Source organism: Ensifer sp. ENS06 (genome assembly GCF_014852205.1).
Taxonomy (GTDB): Bacteria; Pseudomonadota; Alphaproteobacteria; order Rhizobiales; family Rhizobiaceae; genus Ensifer; species Ensifer adhaerens.
On the sequence record NZ_JACVBC010000045.1, the window covers coordinates 1 to 548 of the forward strand.

General features: G+C 59.9%; 1 protein-coding gene. It reads left to right on the forward strand.

Annotated features, from left to right (window positions below):
* Positions 1-30: 30 nt before the first annotated feature.
* Positions 31-548 (forward strand): ArdC family protein (locus IB279_RS36755; RefSeq protein WP_246802270.1); only part of this gene is annotated, 518 nt, incomplete at its 3' end.

Consider the following 548-nt stretch of genomic DNA (forward strand, 5'->3'; position numbering starts at 1 on the left):
TATCGCGGCATCAATACCGTGCTTCTGTGGATGACGGCGGCGGAAAATGGATATGCGTCGCGCTACTGGATGACTTACAAACAAGCGGCGGAATTGGGCGGTCAGGTGCGTAAGGGTGAGACGTCGACGCTCGTTGTCTACGCCAACACCATCGAACGCAAGGAAACCGGCGATGCTGGCGATGAGATCGAGCGCCGGATCCCGTTCATGAAAGGCTACAGCGTCTTCAATGCCGATCAGATCGATGGCTTGCCGGAGCGCTACCGTGCAAGACCGATGGTGACCGCCGAGAACAGCAAGGAGCGCCTCGAGGTGGCCGACCGGTTCTTCGCCAATCTGGACGCGGATATTCGCCATGGCGGCAACCGGGCGTTCTATCAACCGGGCGGCGATTTCATCCAGATGCCGCCATTCGAAGCCTTCGTGTCGGCCGAGGCGCACGCCACCACGCTTGGACACGAGGCAATCCATTGGACGATGAGCCCGACCCGGCTCGATCGCAATCTCGGCCGGAAAAAGTGGGGTGATGAAGGCTATGCCAGGGAAGA